We start from the raw sequence: 24,225 nt of genomic DNA, 5'->3' as shown, positions 1-24,225 counted from the left end.
ATACGATAGCAATGCAGCAAACCGAATCCCACGCCATATCTGGCGAAAAGCCCCGCAGGCCTTACGTTCTGGAGGGGATAAGGCTATGTGTCGCCCCGATGATGGACTGGACCGATCGTCATTGCCGTGCTTTCCACCGGCTGCTGGCGCCGGGTGCACGGCTGTATACCGAGATGGTGCATGCCAATGCGGTGATCCATGGGGATCGCGAGCGTCTGCTGGGCTTCGATGGCAGCGAACAGCCGCTGGCGCTGCAGCTGGGAGGCAGCGAACCGGCGCTGCTGGCGCAGGCCGCGCGCATTGCCGCCGACTGGGGCTATGACGAGGTCAACCTCAACTGCGGCTGCCCGTCGGACCGGGTGCAGGCCGGGCGGTTTGGCGCCTGCCTGATGCGCGAACCGGAGCTGGTGGCCGATTGCGTTGCGGCGATGGTCGCGGCGGTGGAGATTCCCATCACGGTGAAGTGCCGGCTGGGCGTGGACGAGGACAACGACTACGCGGTGTTCGCCGCCTTCGTCGACCGGCAGGTCGCCGCCGGCGCGGCGATGGTCGTAGTGCACGCGCGCAACGCCTGGCTCAAGGGCCTGTCGCCGAAGGAGAACCGCGAGATTCCGCCGCTGCGCTACGAGTGGGCGTACCGGCTCAAGCAGGAGCGTCCGGCGTTGCCGGTGGTGCTCAACGGCGGCATCGCCACGGTCGAGGCCGCGCAGGCGCAGCTGGCGCAGGTCGATGGGGTGATGCTGGGGCGCGCGGCCTATCACGAGCCCTATGTGCTGCACGCGCTGGAGGCGGCGCAGACCGGCATGGCCTTGCGTCCGCGGGAAGAGCTGCTCACCGCCTTCCGTCCGTATATCGAGGCCCAGCTCGAGCGAGGACTGGCGCTCAAGCACATCACCCGCCACCTGCTCGGGCTGTTCCACGGCCAGCCCGGTGGCCGCGGTTTCCGCCAGGTGCTGAGCGAAGACGCACACCGTCCGGGCGCGGACTGGGCGCTGATCGAACAAGCGTTGCAGGTGACCCGCGAACAGGCCGCCCGCGCCGCATGACCTTGGAAGTGGTGTTGGTGCGGTCATCTAGCTGAACGGGGCCGGTGGAGGCGGGGACGAGTTCAGATCGGATTCACCCCTAAAAATCAATTATTTGCCTCGATTTCGTGAGCTCCCTGGAAGTTTTTCTGGACCCGCGATTCACGATTTTTGAACGTTCCGTCGCAGTCCGATAGGATCACCGCATGCTTCCGGCCAGCCGTCATGTTTTCCCCCTCGTCGTTGCTGCAGCCCTGGCTGCCGCCGGTGCGGTCGTGGCGCCGGCCGCGGCACAGGAACAGCGCCCGGAGGCGCGCGGCGCCAACAACGAGGCCGGATTGGCCCGCAACGCCCCCCGGATGCAGGCCAATGGCCGCTCGCTGTCCGACGCGGTGCGTCGTGTGCAGCGCGAAACCGGTGGCCGCATTCTCGGTGCCGAGCGCGTGCCCTACGATGGCCGCGATATCAATCGCGTCAAATACATGGATGACCGCGGCCGGGTGCGTTATATGGACGATCCCTCGCCGCCGGTCCCGCGCGGTTCGCGCCGGGCCGATCCGCCACCACGCGGCGATAACTCCTGAACAGCGATAATCGCCCGCGTTCCGCATCAAAATGCTGGCCCACAGCCGGCCCAAGTTACTAGGGAGAGTTCATGCGTATCCTTCTGGTCGAAGACGAAGCCCCGCTGCGGGAGACCCTGGCAGCCCGCCTCAAGCGCGAAGGCTTCGCGGTGGATGCGGCGCAGGATGGCGAGGAAGGCCTGTACATGGGCCGCGAAGTCCCGTTCGACGTGGGCATCATCGATCTCGGCCTGCCCAAGATGTCGGGCATGGAGCTGATCAAGGCGCTGCGTGACGAGGGCAAGAAGTTTCCGGTGCTGATCCTGACCGCGCGGTCGAGCTGGCAGGACAAGGTCGAGGGCCTGAAGCAGGGCGCCGACGACTACCTGGTCAAGCCGTTCCATGTCGAAGAGCTGCTGGCGCGTGTCAACGCGTTGCTGCGCCGCGCCGCCGGCTGGTCCAAGCCGACCCTGGAATGTGGCCCGGTGGCCCTGGATCTGGCGGCACAGACCGTCAGTGTCAGCGGCAGCAATGTCGATCTGACCAGCTACGAATACAAGGTGCTCGAGTACCTGATGATGCATGCCGGCGAGCTGGTGTCGAAGGCGGACCTGACCGAGCACATCTACCAGCAGGATTTCGATCGCGATTCGAACGTGCTGGAAGTGTTCATCGGCCGTCTGCGCAAGAAGCTCGATCCGGACGGCGAACTCAAGCCGATCGAAACCGTGCGTGGTCGCGGTTACCGGTTCGCGATTCCGCGTAACGAAGGCTGAGCCCCGTCAGGGGCGGTGCGATATGACGGGCCGTCAGTGGCTGTTGAAGCGTTGGCGGCCTCGTTCTTTGCAGGCGCGCCAGCTGCTGGCCGCGTCGGTGGGGCTGATCGCGTTCTTGGCGTTGGCCGGCTACGCGCTGGATGCGGCCTTCGCCGACACTGCGCGGGCCAATCTGCGGGAGCGCCTGAAAAACTATGCCACCGCCTATGCCGGTGGCATCGACTTCACCCGCGACGGCTCGCTGTATATCCGCGAGCAGCCGCCGGATCCGCGCTTCGATGTGCCCGGCAGCGGCCTGTACCTGCAGGTGGTGATGCCCGGCGACCATGGCAATTCCATGTCCGCCGAAGGGCCGATCCTGCCGGAAGTCAGTGGCCATCTGCTTGATCCCCGGCAGGAGGTGTTTGAAGGGCCGCTGCCGATGACCCAGATCGACGGCACGCCCGGCGAGGTCTATCGCTACGGGCTGGGGCTGGTCTGGGGCGGTGACGGCGCGCCGGAAGCCGAGTTTCCCTACACCATCTATGTGCTGGAAGATTCGCGCGCGCTGGGTGCGCAGCTGCGGGTGTTCCGCGGCGCGGTGTGGTTCTGGCTCGGTGTCACCGGCCTGATCCTGCTGCTGCTGCAGACCCTGGTGCTGCAGTGGAGCCTGCGCCCGCTCAAGCGCGTGATCAACGAGTTGACCAAGGTGCAGCGCGGCGAGCGCGCCCGCATGAGTGAACGGCATCCGCGTGAGCTGGAGCCGCTGACCGAAAGCATCAACGCCTTCATTGAAAGCGAGCGCGAGAACCTGGACCGCCAGCGCAATACGCTGGCCGATCTGGCGCACAGCCTGAAGACACCGATCGCGGTGCTGCGCACGCAGCTGGACAGTGGTGCCGACGACGCCGCGCTGCGCGAGGAGCTGGACGTGCAGCTGCAGCGCATGAACAACCTGGTGTCCTATCAGCTGGCCCGGGCGGCCTCTTCGGGCCACAAGCTGTTTTCCGCGCCGGTGCCGATCGAGGCCACCGCCGAAGACATCGTGCCGGGACTGGAGAAGATCTATGCCAGCAAGGGCGTGCTGTGCGAGTTCGATATCGCCCCGGGCGTGAATTTCTACGGCGAGCCGGGCGATCTGCAGGAGTTGCTCGGCAACCTGCTGGAGAACGCGTTCAAGTGGGCGCGCCGCAGCGTGCTGCTGACTGCCAAACCGATCCCCGCCGCGCCGGGACGCCGCGCCGGCCTGCAGCTGGCGGTGGACGATGATGGCCCGGGTATCGCCGAGGAGAATATCGCCAAGGTGCTGCAGCGCGGAGTACGCGGTGACGAGCGGGTACAGGGCCATGGCATCGGCCTGTCGATCGTGCAGGACCTGATCAAGGACTATCGCGGCGAACTGCAAGTCAAGCGTTCGGCCGAGCTGGGCGGGGCCCGTTTCGAAGTGACGCTGCCGCCGGGGCTGTGAGGTTCAGGCGCCGTCGAGGGCGGCGAGCACGTCGGCAAACGGCGACGGGCCATAGAAGCGGCGCAGGTGTGCGGCCACAGCCGGCATCGCCTGCTCCAGCAGTTGCGGTGCGGAGAAGTGGTACTCGCTGACGACCGCAAAGAACTCCTCCGGGGCCTCGGCCGCATACGGATCCAGAGCGGTGTCCTCGCCGTTGTCCACCTGCCGGCAGAAACGGTCATAGCACTGCTGGAAATCGCGCGCCCACTGCTTCTGCCACTCCCGCGGCAGCGGCGGCGTGCCGTCCATCGCGCCATCGAGCAGGTCGATCTTGTGCGCCATCTCGTGCACGGCCACGCAGAACCCGGCCTGCGGATCGGCGATATCGGCCTGCACATCGGCCCAGGACAGGATCAGCGGACCGCTGTCCCACGCCTCGCCGATCAGTTCGTCATCCCATTCGTGCAGGATGCCGGCCGCGTCCAGATGGCTGCGGCGCACCCGGAACGCATCGGGATAGACCACCAGTTCGGACCAGCCGTGCAGGCCTTCGGCACCGAACTCGATCAGTGGCACGCAGCACAGCGTGGCCAGCAGCAGGCGCTGGGCCGGATCCAGTTCCAGCCCGGCGACCGCGGTGATGGTTTTCCGCTGCAGGAACCGCGCGACCAGCTCGCGCAGGCGGCGCTCGCGTTGCGGGACAAGCGGCCGCACCCACGGGCAAGCCTCGCGGACCTGCAGCCAAAGCGCGTCATCAACCGGAGGTGGCGGGCGTTGCCACCAGCGCCCGAATCCAGGGATCAGCGGAACATGCCCGGCAGCAGGCGGTGCCACTTCGGTGCGCGCAGGCGGGGGATGATTTCCTCATCGCTGCCACCGCCGGCCGGCGGTGTGGTGCGCTTTGTCGCCGGCGCTGGCGCGCCGCTGGCCAGATTCACCGATGCCGCTGGCACTGCAACCCGCTCCACTTCGCTGGGAGCGTAGGTGCAGCCGGTGTTGCTGGAGCCATTGAGCGCTTCGGAGGCCTGCGCTGCAACCGGCGTCAACAACAGGATCAGGCAATGTGCGAGGTGGCGCATCGACAACATCCAGAGCGGGCGAGCTCCCGATTCTAGCCTGCTTTTTTGCCTGAATTGGTCCGTGTGCTGGGCGCCCTGCCGGGCATCCCGCATAATTTCGTCGATTGTTTTGAGGAATAGCTGCCGTGGATGACCGCGAACTGCTGGCCAAGCTGGGGGCCGGGCCCCTTTCCGGCGATGCGCTGGCCCGCGAGCTGGGGCAGACCCGGGCCGCAGTCTGGAAGCGTATCCAGGGCCTGCGCGCGGCGGGCGTGGCGATTGACGGCCGCGCGGGCGACGGCTACCGGCTTGAACGTCCGGTGGAGCTGCTGTCGGCCGCGGCGATCCGCGCGGCGTTGGCGCCGGACGTGGTGAATCTGCTGGCGGATCTGCATGTGGGCTGGACCGTGGCCTCGACCAACAGCGAATTGCTGCAACGCAGCGCGCCTGGGCGCGGGGTGGAGGTGCTGCTGGCCGAGCGCCAGACCGGTGGCCGTGGACGGCGCGGCCGGCATTGGGCCTCGCCCTTGGCCGCCCATGTGTACCTGTCGCTGTCGCGCGCGTTTCCCGGAGGCCTGTCGCGGATGGGCGGGTTGAGCCTGGCGATGGGCGTGGCCACGGTGGAGGCGCTGCATGCCCTGGGGTTCACCGGTGCCGGCCTGAAGTGGCCCAACGATGTGATGGTGGACGGACGCAAGCTCGGCGGCCTGCTGGTGGAGGGCGGTGGCGAGTTTGCCGGTCCGGCGCGCGCGGTGATCGGACTGGGCTTGAACGTGCATATGCCCCCGGCCGTGGCCGCGGATATCGGACAGCCGTGGATCGATCTGCAAACGCTCGGCCCCGCGGCGGTCTCGCGCAATGCGGTGGTCGCCGCGCTGCTGTCGCGACTGCTGCCGGCGCTGGAATTGTTCGAACAGCAGGGTCTGGCGCCGTTCCTGCCGCGTTATGCGGCGATGGACGTGCTGGCCGGACGTGTGGTGCGGATCGAGGAGGCCGGCGTGCTGCATGAGGGGCACGCCTGCGGACTGGCCGAGGATGGCGCGCTGCGGGTGCGCATCGACGGGCGGGAAACCTGCTTCCATGCCGGCGAAGTCAGCGTGAGGGCGGCATGAGCGACTGGTTGTTCGATCTGGGCAATTCGCGGTTCAAGTTCGCGCCGCTGGTGGAGGGCGGCGTGGGTCCGGTACAGGCCTGGGCGCACGGTGCCGAGGCGATGACCGCCTCCGCGCTGCAGGCGCTGCCACGGGGCGATACCGCGTGGGTCGCCAGCGTGGCGGCCAGCACGCTGACGGCCGAGGTGATGACGGTGCTGGACGCCCGCTTCGCGCGGGTACAGGTGGCGCGCACGCAGGTCGAATGTGCCGGTGTGCGCATTGCCTATGCGCGTCCGGAAAAGTTCGGCGTGGACCGTTTTCTCGCCCTGTTGGCCGCCGCGCGTGCGCGCCAGCCGGTACTGGTGGTGGGGGTTGGAACCGCACTGACGATCGATCTCATGGATGGCGATGGGCTGCACCGCGGTGGCCGGATCGGTGCCTCGCCGACGGTGATGCGGCAGGCCCTGCATGCCCGTGCGGCGCAGTTGCCGGCCAGTGGCGGTGACTACGCCGAGTTCGCCAGCGATACGGCCGACGCCCTGGCATCGGGCTGTGACGGGGCTGCCGTGGCGCTGGTGGAGCGCAGCCTGCGCCTTGGCGCGGAGCTGCTCGGCGTGCCGCCGCAGTTGCTGGTGCATGGCGGCGGGGCGGCGCCGTTGCTGCCATTGCTGCCGCCAGCCGAGTACCGCCCGGCACTGGTGCTGGACGGACTGGCACGCTGGGCCGTGCATCAGCCCGTGCTGGAACGTTAGGATCGGCCCATGTTGATGCGCTTCCTGATTGTCGTACTGGCCATCCTCAACGTGGGGGTCGCGCTGTGGTGGATGACGCCGCGGTCAGCGACCGCGCCACTGCCTGCCGATAACGAGCCGGGCGTGGCCTCGCTCGAGCTGCTGCCCACGCCGGCGGTACCCCCGGCTGCCGCGCCTGTTGCGGAGGTCGCGCCCAGCCCGTCCGAGCCCGCGCCGGTTGCCGCCGCGAACGCAGTACCGGCGGCGGTTGCCCCGCCCGCTGTTGCCGCTTCTGCACCCGCACCGGCCACGCCTGAAGCCCGGGCACCGGCGCAATGTCTGAGTCTGGGGCCGTTCACCGCCCAGGCCCAGGCGCAGGGGGCGCTGTCCAGGCTGGGGGAGGTGGCCGAACGCGCGCGACTACGTGAGGTGCCGGGCAAGGCGGCATCCGGTTATCGCGTGCTGATCCCGGCAGCGGCCACCCGCGATGAGGCCCAGGCCACCGTCAAGCGCATCGTCGAGGCCGGCTTCAGTGACTACTTCATCATCGCCCAAGGGGATGATGCCAATGCGGTGGCGCTGGGCCAGTACCGCAATCGCGAAGGCGCCGAGCGCCGCCAGGCGGCGCTGACGGCAGCGGGGTTTCCGGCCAGGCTGGTCGCCAATGGCAGTGAAATGCCGCCCAGCTGGTGGATAGATGCGGCCGTGGCGGCAGGCTCCAGCCCCGCGGTGCTGGCGCAGCGCAGCGGCGCGGCGCAACAACAATCGCTGGATTGCACCCGGCTACGCTAGAATGGCGCCCCGCCGGTCCAGTGATCCGGCGGGTTTGCGCGCTGTGATGGCGTAAACTGTCCGCGCGGCTGCAATGGCTCGCCGGACGCACAATCTTGCCGCTTTAGCTCAGTTGGTAGAGCAACTGTCTTGTAAACAGTAGGTCATCCGTTCGATTCGGATAAGCGGCACCACCCTTCCCTTCCGTTTGCCTCCTGCTGCGCTGCCGCGAGGCGTTCGTGCGGCTGCTCGCTAGACTGCGCTGATTTGCAATGGAGGTATCGGTATGGCCGTTTTTCGTCCCGTGTCGCTGATCGGGGTACCCACGGATGTGGGGGCCGGCCATCGCGGAGCCCGTCTGGGGCCCGAGGCGCTGCGCATTGCAGGCTTGCCGGAGGCCCTGGTCGCGCGCGGTGTGGAGGTGCGTGATTTGGGTAATCTGCAGGGCCCGCGCAATCCCTGGAGCGGGCCGGTGCACGGCTACCGGCATCTGGATGAAGTTGTGGCCTGGAACAGGGCGCTGATGGAGGCGACCTACGCCGAACTGGCCGATGGACGCCTGCCGATCATGCTCGGTGGCGATCATTGCCTGGGCATCGGCTCGATCACCGCGGTGGCACGCTGGTGCCGCGAGCAGGGCAAACAGCTGCGCGTGCTGTGGCTGGATGCGCATTCGGATTTCAACACCTCCGAGGTCACGCCCTCGGGCAACATCCACGGCATGCCGGTGGCCTGCCTGTGCGGACTGGGGCCGGATGCGTTGACCCGGCTGGGAGGGAATGCGCCGGCGCTCTCGCCGCAGCAGGTGCGACAGATCGGCATCCGTTCGGTGGATGCCGAGGAAAAGCGCCTGATCAAGCAGCACCACGTCGATGTCTATGACATGCGCTATATCGATGAGACCGGGATGAAGCGCACCCTGCAGCAGGCATTGGCCGGCATCGACGACAATACCCACCTGCATGTCAGTTTCGATGTGGATTTCCTGGATCCGAGCATCGCGCCCGGCGTGGGCACCACGGTGCCCGGTGGTCCCAACTATCGTGAAGCACAGCTGGTGATGGAAATGATCGCCGACACCGGTCTGATGGGATCGCTGGACATCGTCGAGCTCAATCCCTTGCTGGATCACCACAACAAGACCGCCGAGCTGGCGGTGGATCTGGTGGAAAGCCTGTTCGGAAAGTCCACGCTGATGCGGGGCTGAGCCTGAACGTACCGGGCCGCTGTTCACGCCCACTGCACAGCGCACTCGCCAGATTCACCTCCACCTGCGGGCAGGTCGGCTGCGGATGTCCGCCGCCGGCTCCCGCCAGATGCAAAGGAGAAGTCGGATGAAGCGAGTGCTGATGTTGGCCCTGCTGGGGCTGTTTTCGGTCGGAATGCTCAGTGGCTGCAACACCGTTGCCGGTGCCGGCAAGGATATGCAGAAGGCGGGAGAGAAGGTGGAAGACAAGGCCGGCGATTGCAGTGACGGCAAGTGCTGACGGCAGTGCTTTGCGGCAAGACTTGGGTGTCTACTCACAACAGGAGAAAAACATGAAGCGTCTGGTTGCTCTGGTGCTGGTGTCGATGTTCTCGGTGGCGATGCTGTCGGCCTGCAACACGGTTGCCGGTGCCGGCAAGGATGTGCAGAAGGCCGGTGAGAAGGTCGAGGATGCTGCCAAGGGTCATTGATCGGGCAGGTACCTGTTCGAGTTCAAGCAACAAGGCCGGCACTGCCGGCCTTGTTGCGTTATACGAGGTCAGACGTTGAAGCTGAAGCATCGTTCACCGACATCAGCATGGGCCAACGAAGCGTGGACCTGATGCCAACATCGTCGCTGCCATGGTGGTCCCACGCGAACCAACCGCGTATCCCCCGAAAGGAGCAACGTAATGAATAAAGACATCATTTCCGGCAAGTGGACCCAGCTCAAGGGCAAGGTGCAGGCCAAGTGGGGCGACATCACCGATGACGACATGAAGGTGGCCGAAGGCAACGCCGAATATCTGAGCGGGCGCCTGCAGGAACGTTATGGCTGGGCCAAGGATCGCGCTGAGAGCGAGGTGCGTGATTTCGAAAAGGCCCTGCACAAGGAATATCCGGATTACCACTGAGCGCCTTCGCGCAGGTGATTGAAGAAGGGCCGCAGCGATGCGGCCCTTCCTGTAAGGGCACGCAGGGCAGGTGTGGGGGTGCGTTGATCGGTACTGGACCTCCGGAAGGAATTACCGGCGATGGGATGCCGGTGCGGCCGCTCGCGGCACGTACGAAGTCCCGCATCAGGCGGGGCGGCTCGCCTCCCGGTCCGCCGCGGACAGGAGCCCCACAGGGCGCGATGCCGCACAACACGCGGGCGCACAGGCCGTGTATGGCCGGCTGCCGGGGCCCGTCGAACACGCGGATGGAGGCGGCGACGGGGATCGGCGGGGTTACACTGGCCGGGTTCATTCCTCTGTCACCCTTGCGTTCATGACTACCCGCGTCCTTACCGGCATCAAGCCCTCCGGCACCCCGCACATCGGCAATTACCTGGGGGCGATCCGCCCGGCCATCGCCGCCAGCCGCGCTGCCGACACGGAAAGCTTCTTCTTCCTGGCCGACCTGCACAGCCTGATCAACACCCAGGAGCCACTGCGCGTGCAGCGCTCCACCTTGGAGATCGCCGCCAGCTGGCTGGCCGCGGGGCTGGACCCGGACAAGGTGTGGTTCTACCGGCAGAGCGATATTCCGGAAATCACCGAGCTGACCTGGTACCTGACCACGGTCGCCAGCAAGGGCCTGCTCAATCGCGCCCACGCCTACAAGGCGGCGGTGGACAGGAACCGCGAGGAAGGCGTCGACGAGGACGCCGGTGTCACCGCCGGCCTGTACATGTACCCGGTGCTGATGGCCGCCGACATCCTGGTGTTCGGTGCCAACAAGGTGCCGGTCGGCCGCGACCAGATCCAGCACATCGAGATGGCGCGCGACTTCGGCCAGCGCTTCAACCATGTCTACGGCAAGGACTACTTCGTGCTGCCCGAGGCGGTGATCGACGAGGCGGTGGCCACCTTGCCGGGCCTGGACGGCCGTAAGATGAGCAAGAGCTACGACAACGTGATTCCGCTGTTCGCCCCGCGCGAGGAGCTGAAGAAACTTGTGTTCTCGGTGCTGACCGATTCGCGTGCGCCGGGCGAGCCCAAGAGCACCGAGGGCTCGGCGCTGTTCCAGATGTACCAGGCCTTCGCCAGCGCCGAGCAGACCGCCGTGTTCGCCCAGGCGTTCGCAGACGGCATCGCCTGGGGCGAGGCCAAGGCGCAGGTGTTCGAACGCATGGACGCCGAGCTGGCGCCGCTGCGCGAGCGCTACAACGCGCTGATGGCCGAGCCGGCCAAGATCGAGGCGCTGCTGCGCCAGCGCGGCCAGCAGCTGCGCGAGCAGTTCGCCATTCCGCTGCTCAAGCAGCTGCGCGAAGCGGTGGGCCTGCGCGACCTGTCCACCATCGGCCAGACGGCGAAAGCCGAAGCGGTGGCCAAGGTGGCGCTGCCGTTGTTCAAGCAGTACCGCGAGAAGGACGGCCGCTTCTACTTCAAGCTGCTCGATGGCGACGGCCAGCTGCTGATCCAGAGCGAAGGCTTCGACTCGCCGCGCGATGCCGGCCAGCTGATCGCCGTGCTCAAGCAGGCCGAGCAGGGCGATGCGCTGCAGAGCGAGCTGTTCAAGGTCGAAGGCGAAGTGGAGCCGGTGCTGGCCGCGCTGGCCGCGCTGCGCGAGGCCGCCGCCAAGGATTGACCCGTTACCTGGAAGGAGCACGTCGATGGCCTGGTTGTCGTTGTTGTTGTTCTTTCCCTGGTTCTGTGTGGTGGGCGCGCTGTATTGGTGGTTTCCGCGCCAGCCGCGGCATCGCGCCCGCAGGCTGTTCGATGCCGTGATGCTGGGGCTGGCCTTGCTGGTCAGCACCGGCTTCATGCTGTGGGGTTACCGGGTGGGCGCGGCGGAAGGGGCCGCGGGCCTGTGGAAGCAGATCCTGGCGGTGCTGTACGCCTATGGCGGCTTCCTGGCGGTGATGGTGCTGGCGCTGCTGCTGCGCCCGCGGGTGCTCATGTACTGAATCCGGCGGCTGCGACCAAGGTGCAGTGGAAGCGGCCGGCAACGGCTGGCAGGATCGAAGATCGCCTTCCCGGAGCTGCCCGATGTCCGTCGACCCTGGCATCCACACCATCGACACCGCGTTCCAGCGCGATCATTTCGATGCGGCCTATCTGCTTGTGCACGGGGGACGCGGCGCGTTCATCGATTGCGGCACCACGCATTCGCTGCCGAGCCTGCTGGCCGCGGTGCACGGGGCCGGGCTGCAGCCGGCCGATATCGACTGGCTGATCCTCACCCATGTGCATCTGGACCACGCCGGCGGTGCCGGCGCGCTGCTGCAGCACCTGCCCAACGCGCAGCTGGTGGTGCACCCGCGCGGCGCGGCGCACATGATCGATCCGGCGCGGCTGATTGCCGGTGCCACCGCGGTCTATGGCCAGGCGGAAGTGGCGCGCAGCTACGGGCCGATCGTGCCGGTGCCGGCCGCGCGCGTGGTGGTAGCCGAGGATGGCCACCGCGTGTCGCTGGCCGGGCGTGAGCTGCTGTGCGTGGACACCCCCGGCCATGCCCGCCATCACCACTGCATCTGGGATGCGGCCAGCGGCAGCTGGTTCACCGGCGACACCTTCGGCCTGTCCTATCGCGAACTGGACATTGACGCCGGGCCGTTCATCATTCCGACCTCCTCGCCGGTGCAGTTCGAGCCGCAGGCGCTGCATGCCTCGATCGAGCGGCTGATGGCGCGCGCGCCGGTGGCGATGTACCTGACCCACTACGGCCGCGTCGAGCAGCCGGCGCGACTGGCGGCCGAGCTGCACGCGCAGATCGACGCGATGGTGGCTATCGCCCGCCACTGCGATGGTCACGCCGATCGCCACCGGCTGCTGGTACAGGCGCTGGGCGCGCTGTATGTGGCGCGGCTGCGCCTGCACGGCAGCACCCTGGACGAGGTGCAGGTGTTGCAGGTGCTCGGGCTGGATATCGAGCTCAATGCCCAGGGGCTGGAATGCTGGCTGGACCGCGGCCGCCGCTGAGGGCTGGAGTGCAGTGCAGTGCACGGCTGTGGCGATCAACGATCTGCGCGGTGGCGTGGCCCCCTCATTAAACAGACACCGCACGCGATAGAATCGCCGCTCTGTCGAACGCTGGTGTCCGCTGTGAATCCGATGCGCATTCTGCTGTTGTCGTCGTGCCTGTTTGCCGGCGGCATCGCCCATGCGGCCAACGACCTTCCCGGCGGCGGCATCGATGCTGCAGCGTTGTCCCGGCACGTGCGGGTGTTGGCCTCGGACGAATTCGAGGGCCGCGCGCCGGCCAGCGCCGGCGAACAGCGCACGGTGGACTATCTGGTCGAGCAATTCCGTGCGTCGGGTCTGCAGCCGGGCGGCGAAAACGGGGGCTGGGTGCAGAACGTGCCGCTGGTGCGCGCGCAGGTCGACGGGCCGGTCACCGCGCAACTGAGGCTCGGTGGCACGGCGCGGAAACTGGTCAACGGCGAGGACGTGACCCTGCAGAGCCTGCGCCCGCAGGCGGCCGTGGAGGTGCGCGATGCGCCGCTGGTGTTTGTCGGTTACGGCATCACTGCGCCCGAGCGCCAGTGGGACGACTACAAGGACCTGGACCTGCGCGGCAAGATCGCGGTGGTGCTGATCAACGACGCCGATTTCGAGGCCGATATGGCCGGGGCGTTCGATGGCCGCGCGGTCACCTACTACGGCCGCTGGACCTACAAGTTCGAGGAGGCCGCGCGCCGGGGCGCCGAAGGCGTGCTGATCGTGCACGAGACCGCTCCGGCGGCGTATCCGTGGGCGACGGTGAAGGCGTCGGGCACCTCGCCGCTGTTTGACATCCAGCGCAGCCAGGCCGAGGCGATGGCGCAGCACACCACGCTGCGTGGCTGGATGCAGCGCAACCTGGCCGAGCAGCTGTTCACCGCTGCCGGGCTGGATTTCGAGGCCGAGAAGCGCAAGGCGATGCGCGCCGATTTCCGGCCGGTGGCGCTGGGCGATGCGCGCCTGTCGGCCAGCTTCAAACTCAAGCGCGAGCCGGTGGTGACCCGCAACGTGGTGGCCAGGCTGGAAGGCGCGAGCCATCCGCACGAATCGGTGATCTTCTCCGCGCACTGGGATGCGTTCGGCATCGGCCAGCCCGACGCCAGCGGCCAGACCGTGCGCCATGGCGCGATCGACAACGCCACCGGCGTGGCCGCGCTGCTGGAGCTGGGGCGGGTGTTCGCCGCCGGCCCACGGCCGCAGCGCACGCTGTACTTCATCGCGCTGACCGCCGAGGAGAAAGGCCTGCTCGGGGCCAGCTACTACGCCGCCCATCCGCTGGCGCCGCTGGAAACCACCGCGGCGGTGTTGAACATCGAGATGTTCAGCCCGGACGGGGAAACCGCCGATATCGCCACCTGGGGCAATGGCCGCGTCTCGCTCGAGCAGGATATCGACCGCGTGGCCAAGGCGCGTGGCCGCCATTGGTCGCCCGATCCGAATCTGGAAGCCGGTTTCTTCTACCGTGCCGACCATTTCGCCTTCGCCCGCAAGGGCGTGCCGGCGATCACCGTGGGGGCGGGGCTGGACAAGCGCGACGGTGGCGTGGCGGCCGGCCGCGCGCTGCGCGATGCCTACTTCGCCAGCTGCTACCACCAGGCCTGCGATGCGTGGTCGCCGCAGTGGGATGCACGCGGGCTGGCCGCCGACACGCTGCTGGTCTACGACCTGGGGCTGGAACTGGCCAACAGCCGGCAGTGGCCGCAGTGGCAGCCGGGCGCGGAGTTCGAGGCCGCACGTGAGGCCAGCGACGCGGCGCGGCGCTGATCGCCCATCCCTGCGCCGCTGTTGCAACCCGGCGTTGCGGCAGCGGTAGCAGTGGGGGGCCGGTGGTGGCCTAAAATGGCGCGGTCCCCCGCCGGTTCTGCCCATGTCCGCTCCCGTTTCCGCACGGCCCGCCCCGCGCGGTGGTCTTGTCGTCCTCGCCCTGCTGCTGGTGTACGTGGTCTGGGGCTCGACCTATCTGGGCATCCATCTGGCCCTGGAAAGCGGCCTGCCGCCGTTGTCGGTGATCTCCGGTGCGCGCTTCGTGGTGGCTGGCAGCGTGCTCTATGCCTTGCTGCGCTGGCGCGGTGTGGCCGCCCCGACCCGGGCGCAATGGGCGACGCTGGCGGTGATGGGTGTGTGCCTGCTGTTCCTGGGCAACGGCATGGTGGTGATGGCAGAACGCGAAGTGTCCTCGGGCCTGGCGGCGGTGGCGGTGGCCTCGGTGCCGCTGTGGATGGCACTGTTTTCCACCTTGCGCGGCGAGAAGGCCACCGGCGGTGAATGGCTGGGCATCGCGATTGGTTTTGCCGGGGTGCTGTGGCTCAACGCCGGCAGCAGCCTGACCGCCACCCCGCACGGACTGGTGTTCCTGCTGATCGCCCCGCTGGGCTGGGCCGCCGGGTCGATCTGGTCGCGCGGACGCGACCTGCCATCGCCGTTCATGACCGCCGCCGGGCAGATGCTGTGCGGCGGCGTGATCCTGGTGGCCGGCGGCCTGCTGCGCGGCGAGCGGATGGACGCGCTGCCCACGCTGCAGGGCGTTCTGTCGGTGGGCTACCTGACCGTGTTCGGGTCGATCATCGCCTTCACCGCCTATGTCTGGCTGCTGCACAACGTGCGCCCGGTGCTGGCCAGCAGCTATGCCTACGTCAATCCGGTGATCGCCGTGGCGTTGGGCGCGTGGATCGCGCACGAGCGTTTCAGCGGCGCCGATATCGGTGCGATGGCGGTGATCCTGGCCGGCGTCGTGGTCATCACCCTGGCCCGGATCCGCCGCGCATGAACACCACCGGCGACCACCGCAACGGCCTGCTCGCTGTCACCCTGGCCTTTGTGATCTGGGGCCTGTTCCCGCTGTACTGGCATCTGCTCAAGGACGTGCCCTCGTTCCAGATCATCGCCCACCGCATTGTCTGGAGCGCGGTGCTGCTGGTGGGCGGTCTGGGTCTGGTGCGTGGCTGGGGCTGGCTGCGCGAGGTCAGGGCCACGCCACGGCGGTTCTGGCTGCTGGGCCTGTCGAGCCTGCTGATCGGTGCCAACTGGAGCCTGTACATCTGGGCGGTAAATGCCGGCCACGTGGTGGAAACCAGCCTGGGCTATTTCATCAACCCGCTGCTGAGCGTGGTGCTGGGCGTGGTGGTGCTGGGCGAACGGCTGGGCAAGCTGCAGTGGCTGGCGGTGGCGCTGGCCGCGCTGGGCGTGGCCTGGCTGACCTGGCAAAGCGGGCGGCCGCCGTGGATCGCGCTGGGTTTGTCGGTCACCTTCGGTCTGTACGGGTTGATCCGCAAGCTGGTGGCGGTCGAAGCGGTGGCCGGGCTGGGCGTGGAAAGCCTGTTCATGGTGCTGCCGGCGCTGGCTTACGTGCTGTGGGCCGAGAGCGGCCACGGCGGCGGCTTCCTCTCCGGCTGGGGCTGGGGCAACGATGCGCTGCTGGTGCTGGCCGGCGCGGTCAGCGCGATCCCGCTGATCGCCTTCGCCTACGGGGTGCGGCGGGTGCCGCTGACGGTGGTCGGGCTGCTGCAGTACATCGCCCCCACCCTGCAGTTCCTGGTCGGCGTGCTGGTGTTCCGTGAGGCGTTCGAGCACCGCCAGCTGGTCGGCTTCGGTCTGATCTGGGCGGGTCTGGCGGTGTTCGCGTTCGCCGGACTGCGGGCCGCGACCAGGGCCCGTTCGCGGGCGTGAGGCATCGCGGCCTGCGCCACCGCTGAAACGGAAACGGCGCCCCGCAGGGCGCCGCTCCGTCAACTCACAGCGCGGTGGATCAGAAACGCTGCTGGTACTTCATGTAGATGAAACGGCCGATGTCGAAGCCACCGTAGTAGGTGAAGCTGCTGTTCGGGCCGCTGTACATGATCGGGCCCGCGTGCTCGAACACGTTGTTCACGCCCAGCGACACAGTGCCGTCCCACGGCAGCGCATAACGGACCTGCAGGTCGTGAAAGGTGTTGGAACCGACCTGCTTGCTCGGCTGCATGTCCGTGTACGGCGACTGGAAGTCGGGCAGGTTGCACTCCGGGCCACCGTCCAGATCGTAGGAGCACTTCTCCTTCATGCTGGAGTAGTAGCGGGTGGTCCAGCTCACGCCCAGATCACCGTACTGCCAGTCGGCGGTGAGGTTCGAACGCACGCGGAAGTTGCCGCCCCAACCGGTGTACTGGTCGACCGGGGTGGTGGCTTCGTTGTCGCTCTTGCGCGACAGGTAGTCCACATAGGTGGTGTTCCAGCGCAGCGAGACCTGGCCGATCGCCAGTTCCGGCAGGCGGTAGCGGATGCCCACGTCGTAGCCGGCGGTTTCCTGGTAACCGGCGTTGTTCAACGAACGGTTCATGCCGCTGACCTGGCCCTTGTTGGTGCCCGAGGTGTAGCGGGTGAAGCGGCTGCAGGCCGAGGTGATGCCCTGCACGTAGCACTGGTTGAGGATGTCGGTGGCCGACTCGCCAACGATCACGTTGTCGATGCGGATCTTCCACCAGTCCAGGCTCAGGTCCAGGCCGGATACGAAGTCCGGGCTGTAGACCAGGCCCACGGTCCAGGTCTTGGCGGTTTCCGGCTTCAGCTCCGGGTTGGAGCCGGAGGTGAAGTCGGTCACGGCCTGTACGCCGGAGGTGGTGGCCAGTTCGCCGTCACCGGTCTTCTGGCGGAAGTCGTTGCCCAGGCCGGCCGCGGTGCAGCGGGCGGCGACCTCGGCATTGCGCGCGGCGGCGCCGAAGGCGCGGTCGCACGGATCGGTGATGCGGTCACGGGTGGTGACCGTGCCGCCGTACAGGTCGTCCACGGTCGGCGCACGGAAGCCGGTGCCGTAGGTGGCGCGTACCAGCAGCTCGTCGACCGGCTTCCACTTCAGGCCGAACTTGCCGTTGGTGGTGCCACCGAAGTTGTTGTAGTCCGAATAGCGACCGGCCACGTCCATCGACAGCTCGCGCACGAACGGCAGATCCGCCAGCAGCGGCACCTGCAGTTCCAGATAGACCTCGTCCAGCTTGTAGTCGCCGGCGGTCGGCTTGCCGCTGGTACCGGCGATCTGGCCGTTCTGCACCATCAGGTCCGGGGTGTAGCTGGCTTCCTCGCTGCGGTGTTCCACACCCATCGCCGCCATCACGTCACCGGCCGGCAGCGAGAACAGCGAACCGGAGATATTGGCGCTGAACACCTTCGTGGTGCTGCGGATATCGTCGACGAAGCTCTTGAACAGGTAGTCGCGCACGGCCGGGTCGCCGCTGAGCGAACCGGGGCTGTTGCTGCCCATCGGTGCCAGCGGATTCCACGGCACGCAGCCTTCGATCACGTTGCCGACGGTGCCGCAGCGGGCCACGCCATTGGCATCGATGAAGGAGGCGCCGACCGCGTTGTTGACGTTCGGCTGGTACATGCTCTGCAGCGTGCGGCGCTCGCCCTCGTTGCGGTTGAACATGTAGCCCACGTTCCAGTCCCAGAAGTGCGAACCGGTCTCGAAGCTGCCTTCCAGGCCCACGCTGGCACGCTTGGTGGTCAGGCTGTTGTTGGTCGCACGCGGGAACTCCTCGGTGCGGTGCGAGAACAGCACGTCCTTGCCCCAGTGGTTGAACGCGCTGTCCTTGGACAGGGCCGCACGCGCGCCGCTGTTGGCCTGCGCCTGGGATACCGAGTACGGGTAGCCGGCCAGCTGCTTGACCGAATCGCGCTCGCTGTAGAGCACGTCGGCGACCACGCGCAGGTCGTCGGTGATCTGGAAGCCGCCGTTGGCGAAGGCCGACTTGCGTTCCAGCGCCGAGAGCAGCGTCATGTTGGTCTTGGTGTTGGCATAGGTGGCGCGGTCGACCGGCTTGAAGTTCTCCTTCTTCGACGGATCGCCGCCCGGACCGACGCTGAGCACCTTGCCATCGACGGTGACCGAGCCCCATGCCGTGGTGCCGTTCAGACCATCGGTGGGGTGATAGGGGCCATTAGGATAGGCGGTGAACTCGCGCGCGCCGCCCAGCACCGGATCTTCCTTGGTGCTTTCGGCGCCGACGCTGAACCAGCCGCGGTCATAGGTCTTGCCGAACGTCGCGCTGTAGGCGCGCTTCTGGCCATCACCTTCGCCGTACTGGCCGACGTAGGCGCTGGCGGTGCCGCCATCGAAGTTCTTGCGGGTGATGACGTTGACCACGCCGGCGATGGCGTCAGAGCCGTACAGCGCCGAGGCGCCGTCGGTCAGCACTTCCACGCGTTCAACAATGGCCGAGGGAATCGAGCCGACGTCGGAGTAGCCGCCGGCGCTGACCCCCATGCGGCGACCGTCGATCAGCACCAGGCTGCGCTCGGGACCGAGGTTGCGCAGGCTGACGAACATGCCGCCGTAGTCGCGACCGGAGGACAGCGCCGAGGCGCGGCTCAGCGCCGGCGCGCCGGCGGCGGTGACGTCCTGCAGGATATCGGCGACGTTGACGTAGCCTTTCTTCTCGATTTCGGCGCGGGTCAGGGCGATGACCGGCTGGGCGGTCTCGACATTGGCCTGGCGGATACGCGAACCGGTGATCTCGATGCGGTCCAGGGTGACCGGGGCGTCGGTGGCGTCCTGCGCGAACGCAACCGGGGTGCAGCTGCTGGCCAATGCGAGGGCAATGGCGGTGTGCAGCGGTTTTGACTTCAGATACATCGCTTTCAGACTTCCTTTCTAACTACGAAAAAAAGCGCCCGCGAGGGGCGCCATGACAGATGCATCACCGTTGGGGGAGGGACGCAGCATCCGCTCACACAGATGCGCTGCCCGCCAGGACTTAGGCGGGCGCGCATCATGGACCAAACGGATAGATGCGTGAAGGGAGGGTTTCCGCCATGGCACTGTCAACGGGCCGGCCGAAGCGCGGGCAACGGCGGTTCCCGCGACGCTGCCCGCAGCCCTCAGGTCTCGCGCAGGGCGGTGGTGATAGGCAAGCGCGCCGCACGCAACGCCGGGAACAGGCCACCGACCAGGCCGATCCCCAGCGCCCATTTCAGCCCGCTCCACAGCAGCGGCGGTGAGACCTTGAACTGGAACACCACCTGGCTGAAGTTGTTGCCCAGCGTGGAAACGGTGAAGTTGTTGAACGCCAGCCACGCCACCGCCCCGCCCAGCAGGCCGCCCAGCAGCGCCAGCAGCATGGTCTCCAGCATCACCGCGGTGACCACCGGCACGCCGCGGAAGCCGATGGCGCGCAGCGTGGCGATCTCCCGCGCCCGCGTGGCCACCGCCGCATACATGGTGTTGAGCGCGCCAAATACCGCGCCCACCGCCATGATCGCGCCAATCACCGTACCCAGCACCTTGAGCAGTCCGTTGAGGCTTCCGCCCTGCTTTCGGTAGTAGTCGGCGGTGGTCTCCACATCCAGCTTCAGGCGCGGATCGGCCTCGACCGCGGCCTTGAAGGTCGCAAAGCCCTGCCTGCCCTCGGTACGCACCGTGATCGACTGCCAGGCGCTGCGGTTGTAGGTGGCGGCCAAGGTCTGCGCATCGGTCCACAGCTCGGACTCGTGTGCATCGCCGGATTCGAAGATGCCCACCACCGTCCAGGTCTGGTTGCCGAGGTTGAGCGTGCGGCCCACTTCCAGGTCGCGGAACTGCTTCTGCGCGCCGCGACCGGCCACGATCTCGCGCAGGCCGGCACCGAACTGGCGCCCTTCGACGATGCGTACCTTGTCATGCACTGCCCAGGCCTGTTCGCCGACACCGCGGAACTGCGCGTTCACGTCGGTACCGTCGCTGCGCGAGATGACGTTGACCACCTGCGACAGCTCCGGCGATACCAGCGGGCGGCCGTTGTCGCCGCGCGCGACACCGGGCAGGGTTTCCAGCAGAGGCACCTGCTCGCGGGTGATGACCGAGTTGGTTTCGGCCTGCGAGCCGCCGCGCAGCACGATGGCGGTGGTGTCATTGCCGGTGGCTTGCAGTGTGGCCTGGAAGCCCTGGCCCATCGCCAGCATCGCCACCAGCACGCCGACCACGCCGGCAATGCCGATGACGATCACCGAGGAAGCGCCCCAGCGCTGCGGCAGGCTGGCCAGGCCGATTCGGGTGGCGGCCAGGGCCAGCCGGCCGCTGCGGGTGAGCAGCAGCCACCCTGCGAGCACGATCGCCACGCCGGCCACGCCCACCCAGGGCAGCGCGATCCAGATGCCCAGGCCGATGGCCAGCAGGACGATGACCAGCGCATTTGCAAGAAATTTCCTCATCTCGTTCTCCTCAGCGCCCGGCCAGTGCATCGACGATCTTCAGGCGCTTGGCGCGCAGCGCCGGCAACACGCCCACCACCAGCCCGATCAGCACGATCAGCAGCGCACCCATCGCCCAGGTCTGTCCCGGCACCACCGGCGGCAGCAGGCCCATGGTCTTGGGCGCCATGGCCGGCAGCGCCAGCGCCGCCAGTCCCAGACCGGTAGCGCCGCCGAGGCCGACCAGCAGCACCGACTCCACCATCACCAGCATCAACACGGTGCCGTCCTTGAAGCCGAGCGTCTTGAGCACCGCCAGCTCGGGAACGCGCTCGCGCACCGCTTGCGCCATGGTGTTGCCGGTGAGCAGCAGCAGGGTGAAGAACACCGCACCCATGATCGAGGTGACGATCATGCCGATGTCGGCGAACTGCTTGATGAAAGCCTGCTGGAACGCCGACTCGGTCTGGCTCTTGGTTTCATGGTCGGAGTTGGCCGAGAGCGCGTCGATGGCCTGAGCCACGCGCGAGGCGTGGTCGGGGTTGTCCAGCCGCACGGTGTACCAGCTGACCTGGTTTTTGATGTAGTCGTTGGATTCGTCGAAGTACTTCCAGTTCATCATCAGCTGGCGTTCTTCGTTGGCCGCGGTGGCGGTGTTCCTGGATTTGAATATGCCGACCAGCTGCAACGGCCAGTCGTTGCTGCCGCCGCGCGGAAAGATCGTGGCCTGCAGCGGAATGGTGTCGCCGATCTTCCAGCCGAACTGCTTGGCCAGGGAGTCTCCGACGATGGCGCCGGTGCGGGTGGTGCGGAACGCTTCGACCTGGTCCTTGGGGATATCGAATTCGGTCATCAGGTCGAAGTAGTTCGGTGCCACCGAGAAGTTGGGGAAGAAGTTCCTCTGGTCCTGGTAGATGCCGCCGAACCACATCGCATAGGTGACATCGTCGACGCCTTCCACCTGGCGGATCTGCGATTCCAGCCGGATCGGCAATGACTGGGTGATGGACAGGCGCGAGGCGACCACCAGCCGGTTGGCACCGGCCACGCTGCTGCCACCACTGGCGAAGGCCACGCGCACCGAATCGAGCATGCCGAACAGCAGGAACGCGGTGACGATGGACAGCAGCGTGAACAGGGTGCGCGTACGGCTGCGGAACAGCTGCGCCCAGATCAGGGAGAAGTACTTCATGGCGTACCTGCCTGTGCGCCACCGTGCGGGCGGCTGCGCCATAACGAAGACCGTTGGTGTTGTTTTTTCATGACCGGGCTCCTTCAGTGCACCGGGGCGTCGACCAGCTCGCCCTTGTCCAGATGCACGGTGTGGGTGGCGTACTCGGCGGCCTTGGGGTCATGGGTGACCATGATGATGGTCTTGCCATGTTCGCGGTTGAGCAGCTGCAGCAGCCCCAGCACTTCCTCCGCGCTCTGGCGGTCGAGATCGCCGGTGGGCTCGTCGCAGATCAGGAAGGTCGGGTCGGAGACGATGGCGCGGGCGATGGCCACGCGCTGCTGCTGGCCACCGGACAGTTCATTGGGGCGATGGTCGCGGCGATCGGCCAGGCCGACCAGGGTCAGCGCGATCTGCGCGCGGCGCTTGCGTTCGCTGGCGTTGAGGCCGGTCAGCAGCAATGGCAATTCCACGTTCTTCTGCGCGGTGAGCATGGGCATCAGGTTGTAGAACTGGAACACGAAGCCGACGTGGTGGCTGCGCCAGGTGGAGAGCTGGCCGCCGCTGAGCTGGTCGATACGCTGGTCTTCGATGTTGATCTCGCCGCCGCTGGGCGCATCCAGCCCGCCGATCAGGTTGAGCAGCGTGGTCTTGCCCGAACCGGACGGACCCATCAGCGCGACGAAGTCGCCCCGCGCGATATCCAGATCGATGCCCTGCAGCACCTGCACTTTCTCCGGGCCGCGCTGATAGGTCTTGGTGATGTTGCGCAAGGAAACGAGGGGGCTCATGGGTAGACCTCAGCAGTGACGGAAGGAATGTGGGCCTGCCACCTGGCAGGTGCAGGGCACGGCGGCGTGGAACGACGGCAAGGGCCGCCCCGCGCTGGAGCGCACAGGCGGTTCATACAAAACCTGCAGCACAATCAGCGCGTGATTCCCGGCACCGCAGCGGATACGCCCGGCCAGCGGGCAGGGCGCTTACTTGTCCGCGCCCGCCAGCGCCACCTTGTCGCCATCCTTCAAGGCATCCGGCGGATCGAGCACCACCGTCTGCCCCACGCCCAGACCCGCCAGCACCTGCTTGTCCTTGCCCAGCGTGGCGCCGGTCTGCACGGCCTGCGCCCGCACGGTGTTGTCGGCCTGCAGCACGAATGCCGTCGGTTTGCCGTCACGCTGCACGATGGCCGCGCCCGGTACCCGTACCCCCTTGGGGGCCGCGGTTCCAGCCGGCGCGGCCTTCTCCAGGAAGCTCACCCGCACGCCCATTTCCGGCACCACACGCGGGTCTTTCACCTTCAACGCTACGCGGACCTTCACCGTGGCCTTGCCGCGGTCGGCGGTGGGGATGATCGCGATCACCTCGCCGGGGATCTTCCAGTCCGGATAGGCGTTGAGCACGATCTCCACCGGCATCTTCGGCTGCACGCGGCCGATGAAGGCCTCGCCCACTTCCACTTCCACTTCCAGCGAATCCATATCGACGATGGTGCCGATGCCGGTGCGGGTGAAGCCGCCGCCGGCCGACAGCGGCGAGACGATTTCGCCGGGCTGCGCGGCCTTGGCGGTGACCACGCCGGAGAACGGCGCGCGCACGATGTTGTTGTCCACGCCCAGGTCGGCGATGGCCAGCGCGTCGCGCGCCACCTCGGCGTTGTGGCGGGCGGTGGCCAACTGCGCACGCAGACTGTCGCGGGCCGCCACGGCCTGGTCGTACTGCGAGCGTGACACCAGCTGCTGGCCGACCAGGGAGTGCAGGCGCGTGACTTCGGTCTCGCTCTGGCGCAGCTGTGCCTGCAGGCCGCCGATCTGGCTGCGTGCGGCTGACAGCTGTGCGGCACTGAGGCTGCGCTGCGCATTGGCATCGATCGGATCCAGCGTGGCCATCACCTGGCCTTCTTCCACGCGCATGCCTTCTTCGATCATCACCTCACGCACCTTGCCGGTGATCTTGGCCGAGACGGTGGCCATGCGCCGTGCGACCACGTAGCCGCTGGCATCGAGCACCGAGGCGGTGCCACTGCCGTTCTGCGCCATGGCAAGCACCAGCGCGGTGTCCACCGTCAGTGCCGGCTTGCGCCCCAACCACATGCCCGCGGCCAGGGCCAGCAGCAGCGCCAGACCCGCCACCACCCACCACCAGCGCCGTGATGGCGAGGGGCCGCGCGGCGGCGCGGAGCGGTCGATGCGGAGTTCCTTCAGCAGTTCAGCAGATGCATTCATGTGGGAGAAGACGGCGCGTGACGGGGAATGTGACGGAAGGTACCCCAAACCGGTGCGACGGGAAGGTCAGGGCTGGAGCCAAGCATAGGCAGCCGGCAGCGGCGGCACAGGTGACGGGTGTCACCTGCTTTGCCTGACCGCCG

24 protein-coding genes and 1 tRNA gene are annotated in these 24,225 nt (G+C 67.3%); 18 read left to right on the top strand and 7 right to left on the bottom strand.

What is annotated here, in order from left to right; genetic code table 11:
* Window positions 1-11 precede the first annotated feature (11 nt).
* The 4 genes from dusA (at window position 12) to ACVOMH_RS04050 (ending at window position 3,811) form a co-directional block, all read left to right on the top strand.
* Window positions 12-1,046 (top strand): tRNA dihydrouridine(20/20a) synthase DusA, encoded by a 1,035-nt coding sequence (gene dusA, locus ACVOMH_RS04065; RefSeq protein ID WP_481551155.1) that lies wholly within the window; start codon window positions 12-14, stop codon window positions 1,044-1,046.
* Between the two features lie 185 nt (window positions 1,047-1,231).
* Window positions 1,232-1,609: a PepSY domain-containing protein gene (locus ACVOMH_RS04060; RefSeq protein WP_481551131.1), complete on the top strand. Its 378-nt coding sequence runs from the start codon at window positions 1,232-1,234 to the stop codon at window positions 1,607-1,609.
* 71 nt (window positions 1,610-1,680) lie between these two features.
* Window positions 1,681-2,364 carry a response regulator transcription factor gene (locus ACVOMH_RS04055; protein WP_053520384.1) on the top strand — a complete coding sequence of 228 codons (684 nt, stop codon included), beginning with the start codon at window positions 1,681-1,683 and terminating at the stop codon, window positions 2,362-2,364.
* Between the two features lie 22 nt (window positions 2,365-2,386).
* Window positions 2,387-3,811, top strand: a complete 1,425-nt coding sequence (locus tag ACVOMH_RS04050; RefSeq protein ID WP_481551130.1) for an ATP-binding protein — start codon at window positions 2,387-2,389, stop codon at window positions 3,809-3,811.
* A 3-nt stretch (window positions 3,812-3,814) separates the two neighbouring features.
* On the opposite strand, the gene ACVOMH_RS04045 is transcribed toward ACVOMH_RS04050, so the two are convergent.
* Window positions 3,815-4,624, bottom strand: a complete 810-nt coding sequence (locus tag ACVOMH_RS04045) for a M90 family metallopeptidase (RefSeq protein WP_481551129.1) — start codon at window positions 4,622-4,624, stop codon at window positions 3,815-3,817.
* Window positions 4,591-4,869, bottom strand: coding sequence for a hypothetical protein (locus ACVOMH_RS04040; protein ID WP_481522582.1), 279 nt, complete (start codon window positions 4,867-4,869; stop codon window positions 4,591-4,593). Before ACVOMH_RS04040 ends, ACVOMH_RS04045 begins: the two co-directional genes overlap by 34 nt.
* Before the next feature lie 125 nt (window positions 4,870-4,994).
* On the opposite strand from ACVOMH_RS04040, the gene birA reads away from it, so the two are divergent.
* The 14 genes from birA (at window position 4,995) to rarD (ending at window position 16,222) form a co-directional block, all read left to right on the top strand.
* The gene (gene birA / locus ACVOMH_RS04035; protein WP_481551128.1) at window positions 4,995-5,960 is read left to right on the top strand and encodes a bifunctional biotin--[acetyl-CoA-carboxylase] ligase/biotin operon repressor BirA; all 966 of its coding nucleotides are present in this window, start codon (window positions 4,995-4,997) and stop codon (window positions 5,958-5,960) included.
* Entirely contained in the window at window positions 5,957-6,694 is a 738-nt protein-coding gene (locus ACVOMH_RS04030; RefSeq protein WP_481551127.1) for a type III pantothenate kinase, read from the top strand. The genes birA and ACVOMH_RS04030 overlap by 4 nt, the downstream gene beginning before the upstream one ends.
* A gap of 9 nt (window positions 6,695-6,703) precedes the next feature.
* A complete protein-coding gene (locus ACVOMH_RS04025; protein ID WP_481551126.1) occupies window positions 6,704-7,465 on the top strand; it encodes an SPOR domain-containing protein in 762 nt (253 codons plus the stop codon).
* A 97-nt stretch (window positions 7,466-7,562) separates the two neighbouring features.
* Window positions 7,563-7,638, top strand: a tRNA-Thr gene (locus tag ACVOMH_RS04020).
* 92 nt (window positions 7,639-7,730) lie between these two features.
* The gene (rocF, locus tag ACVOMH_RS04015) at window positions 7,731-8,651 is read left to right on the top strand and encodes an arginase (RefSeq protein ID WP_481551125.1); all 921 of its coding nucleotides are present in this window, start codon (window positions 7,731-7,733) and stop codon (window positions 8,649-8,651) included.
* Between the two features lie 127 nt (window positions 8,652-8,778).
* The gene (locus tag ACVOMH_RS04010; protein ID WP_054659629.1) at window positions 8,779-8,931 is read left to right on the top strand and encodes an entericidin A/B family lipoprotein; all 153 of its coding nucleotides are present in this window, start codon (window positions 8,779-8,781) and stop codon (window positions 8,929-8,931) included.
* 52 nt (window positions 8,932-8,983) lie between these two features.
* Entirely contained in the window at window positions 8,984-9,121 is a 138-nt protein-coding gene (locus tag ACVOMH_RS04005) for an entericidin A/B family lipoprotein (protein ID WP_481551124.1), read from the top strand.
* A gap of 201 nt (window positions 9,122-9,322) precedes the next feature.
* Window positions 9,323-9,544 (top strand): CsbD family protein, encoded by a 222-nt coding sequence (locus ACVOMH_RS04000; RefSeq protein ID WP_054659626.1) that lies wholly within the window; start codon window positions 9,323-9,325, stop codon window positions 9,542-9,544.
* A 355-nt stretch (window positions 9,545-9,899) separates the two neighbouring features.
* Window positions 9,900-11,201: a tryptophan--tRNA ligase gene (locus ACVOMH_RS03995; RefSeq protein ID WP_481551123.1), complete on the top strand. Its 1,302-nt coding sequence runs from the start codon at window positions 9,900-9,902 to the stop codon at window positions 11,199-11,201.
* Window positions 11,202-11,226: 25 nt separating this feature from the next.
* Complete coding sequence (locus ACVOMH_RS03990; protein WP_481551122.1) at window positions 11,227-11,520, top strand: hypothetical protein; 294 nt, start codon at window positions 11,227-11,229, stop codon at window positions 11,518-11,520.
* A gap of 82 nt (window positions 11,521-11,602) precedes the next feature.
* On the top strand, window positions 11,603-12,535 hold the full coding sequence (locus ACVOMH_RS03985; protein WP_481551121.1) for an MBL fold metallo-hydrolase: 933 nt from the start codon (window positions 11,603-11,605) through the stop codon (window positions 12,533-12,535).
* A gap of 132 nt (window positions 12,536-12,667) precedes the next feature.
* Window positions 12,668-14,320 carry a M28 family metallopeptidase gene (locus ACVOMH_RS03980; RefSeq protein WP_481551154.1) on the top strand — a complete coding sequence of 551 codons (1,653 nt, stop codon included), beginning with the start codon at window positions 12,668-12,670 and terminating at the stop codon, window positions 14,318-14,320.
* Window positions 14,321-14,423: 103 nt separating this feature from the next.
* The gene (gene yedA / locus ACVOMH_RS03975; RefSeq protein ID WP_481551120.1) at window positions 14,424-15,323 is read left to right on the top strand and encodes a drug/metabolite exporter YedA; all 900 of its coding nucleotides are present in this window, start codon (window positions 14,424-14,426) and stop codon (window positions 15,321-15,323) included.
* Window positions 15,320-16,222, top strand: a complete 903-nt coding sequence (gene rarD / locus ACVOMH_RS03970) for an EamA family transporter RarD (RefSeq protein WP_481551119.1) — start codon at window positions 15,320-15,322, stop codon at window positions 16,220-16,222. Before yedA ends, rarD begins: the two co-directional genes overlap by 4 nt.
* Window positions 16,223-16,301: 79 nt before the next feature.
* Here the strand turns inward: rarD and ACVOMH_RS03965 are convergent, their stop codons facing one another.
* The 5 genes from ACVOMH_RS03965 to ACVOMH_RS03945 form a co-directional block, all read right to left on the bottom strand.
* On the bottom strand, window positions 16,302-19,157 hold the full coding sequence (locus ACVOMH_RS03965) for a TonB-dependent receptor (RefSeq protein WP_481551118.1): 2,856 nt from the start codon (window positions 19,155-19,157) through the stop codon (window positions 16,302-16,304).
* Between the two features lie 245 nt (window positions 19,158-19,402).
* Window positions 19,403-20,710 carry an ABC transporter permease gene (locus tag ACVOMH_RS03960; protein ID WP_096144903.1) on the bottom strand — a complete coding sequence of 436 codons (1,308 nt, stop codon included), beginning with the start codon at window positions 20,708-20,710 and terminating at the stop codon, window positions 19,403-19,405.
* A gap of 10 nt (window positions 20,711-20,720) precedes the next feature.
* Complete coding sequence (locus ACVOMH_RS03955) at window positions 20,721-21,881, bottom strand: ABC transporter permease (RefSeq protein WP_054660219.1); 1,161 nt, start codon at window positions 21,879-21,881, stop codon at window positions 20,721-20,723.
* Between the two features lie 83 nt (window positions 21,882-21,964).
* The gene (locus ACVOMH_RS03950) at window positions 21,965-22,651 is read right to left on the bottom strand and encodes an ABC transporter ATP-binding protein (RefSeq protein WP_481551117.1); all 687 of its coding nucleotides are present in this window, start codon (window positions 22,649-22,651) and stop codon (window positions 21,965-21,967) included.
* 189 nt (window positions 22,652-22,840) lie between these two features.
* Window positions 22,841-24,082 carry an efflux RND transporter periplasmic adaptor subunit gene (locus tag ACVOMH_RS03945; protein ID WP_481551116.1) on the bottom strand — a complete coding sequence of 414 codons (1,242 nt, stop codon included), beginning with the start codon at window positions 24,080-24,082 and terminating at the stop codon, window positions 22,841-22,843.
* Between the last annotated feature and the right edge of the window lie 143 nt (window positions 24,083-24,225).

The sequence above is a fragment of the Stenotrophomonas sp. STEN013 genome, from assembly GCF_056760355.1.
This window is presented reverse-complemented; position numbering and strand designations above follow the sequence as displayed.